This window comes from Aporhodopirellula sallentina SM41 (assembly GCF_000346505.1).
Lineage (GTDB): Bacteria > Planctomycetota > Planctomycetia > Pirellulales > Pirellulaceae > Rhodopirellula > Rhodopirellula sallentina.
The window spans coordinates 1-2,051 of record NZ_ANOH01000387.1; the positions used below are offsets into that span (position 1 = coordinate 1).

The 2,051-nt window shown below is 52.4% G+C and carries 2 protein-coding genes; both read right to left on the reverse strand.

Annotated features, from left to right (window positions below):
- Positions 1 to 387: 387 nt before the first annotated feature.
- Positions 388 to 552 (reverse strand): hypothetical protein, encoded by a 165-nt coding sequence (locus RSSM_RS33960; RefSeq protein WP_008686510.1) that lies wholly within the window; start codon positions 550 to 552, stop codon positions 388 to 390.
- 217 nt (positions 553 to 769) lie between these two features.
- A complete protein-coding gene (locus RSSM_RS25080) occupies positions 770 to 2,002 on the reverse strand; it encodes a DUF1559 family PulG-like putative transporter (protein WP_008686511.1) in 1,233 nt (410 codons plus the stop codon).
- Positions 2,003 to 2,051 lie beyond the last annotated feature (49 nt).

Consider the following 2,051-nt stretch of genomic DNA (forward strand, 5'->3'; position numbering starts at 1 on the left):
CCCGATCGACTCAACTTGCTCGCCCTCTTTAAGCGGGTCGAGGAACTACCGATCACGTCGGTTAGCACTGCCTAGGCAGTTGGGCCAGTAGTGACGAAGCGATCGCAATCGAAGCGATGATCCATGTCGCATAGACAGGACGTTAACTCAGACGACTCGCGACAACTGGTGACCAACTTCCGTTCGAATGTGGACTCGTGGTTTGAATAAGTTACCGGATGAACTCTTGGTTCAGCCCACGGGCTAGGGTAACGTATCGCCCAAACGCACTTGCCTGGAACAACCCAAGGACGTTTTCGCAGTACAATTCAGCGAGCAACACAAACTCGCTGACCTTCGGCGATGCTTCATGAGATGGCTCTTCACTTTGTCTCCTGTTGCATTTGTTTACACCGGTTCTTTAGGTGCAGTTTCGATCTCTTGAATTTCTTGCTTCAGCTCATCAGGCAACGGCTCTGTAACACTTCCGCCCTCGCCTTGACCTCCGCCGCAGCCGGAAAACGCAACAACAGATAACAGGCAGAAACAAACAACACTCTTGAAGAAACTCATTGACACTCAATCCCTATTCAGAGAAAAGAAACCACGAACCGCATCACATCCCTTGGTGCTCATTCACAGAACGCCAAAAGGGACCACAAAATATCTATCCCAAAAACAATCGATTGACCGACAGTTTTTCGCCTCGGTTGGCTAATCAAAACCATGAGCAAATCGCATCAGTCAATCGATTTCTAGGCAGGTTCTATAACAGCTCCCCGAAAGGGGCCTAGAATTCCTGGCTGATCACTTCCTTGGACGCACGCGTTCCTAACGCTCCCCAAAGCCCATACGGGCTGGCCTGTCCAACCCACATCTGGGAATTCCCCGCAGACGCTTTCACCTTGTAGGGCATTGGCGCGGTACTGGTCCCGGCGTCGATCGAGTCCGTAATGAATTTCACCGCTCCATCACCCATCAACACGTGAGCGCCACCTTGGTGACGGCTGCTGACCGAATAATGCCCACCCCGATACGCTCCACTTTTGTGCTGAAGACAAAGCGGTGAATTCGGTGGACGAATGGTCGTGACTTGAGAGTAGACAGGATAGGCGTACGCCCAACGGTATCCCCGGCCTTCGCTAGCGGCCAGAATCCCTTTTCCGTCAGCCCAAAATTGTGGACGGTTCGGATCGAGGTTAGCATCGCAATCAGTCGGATCGAAGAAGACGCCTTTCGTTAGGGGAGCATCGTTTTCGCTACTCGTTACTCTCCAACCCATGCGCGTCGTTACATCGTTGTCACCAAGGTCCGTTGCAATTTCACCGGACATGATTGTATTAGCGAGCCCGTCCAAAATATCACGGAAGCGCATTTCGCGACGAAGTGCGAAAACCCCTCGATGGGCAACTCTTACCGTTTCGGTCCAATCCGAATTAGTATTTCCGTTTTCGTCGATCGGCCCTTTGTCTATCATGTAGCCCGAATCGCCCACGCAAGCAGCGTAGTTCGTGCGACCATGTGAAGGCAAACCAACTCCGGGGTCACTAGGGCAACGCAGCGTCGGAACTTCAGTCATCCAAGGCGGATACTCCGACTGCCATGGGATAGGTCCCATGGCACTCCACGAGCCTGACATCGCCGTTCCGCTAGTATTCCTGCGGAGCGGATTGGAGATCTGCTCCCACAGGGCCTGCTGTTCGAAGAACGGTGTTAACCCTACAAGCCAAGTCAGCCATAACTGATTGCCACCACCACCGGTGGTGCTATTGCCTTGCGAAGCGCCGACACCGGGTTTATCAGTTCCGCCACCCTGCATTGGCAACTTCTTGTAGGCAGAATGATAGTTGTGAACTGCGAGCCCAATCTGTTTGAAGTTATTACTGCAACTCATCCGACGAGCTGCTTCGCGGGCAGCCTGAACTGCCGGCAGCAGTAGACCGACAAGAACGCCAATAATGGCGATCACCACTAAAAGTTCGACGAGCGTGAATGCGTTACGCTCGCGGGCAACATTTCTCATTTGAAATTCTCCAGAAAAAAAGATGAAACATTGACAAGTGTCAAGGATG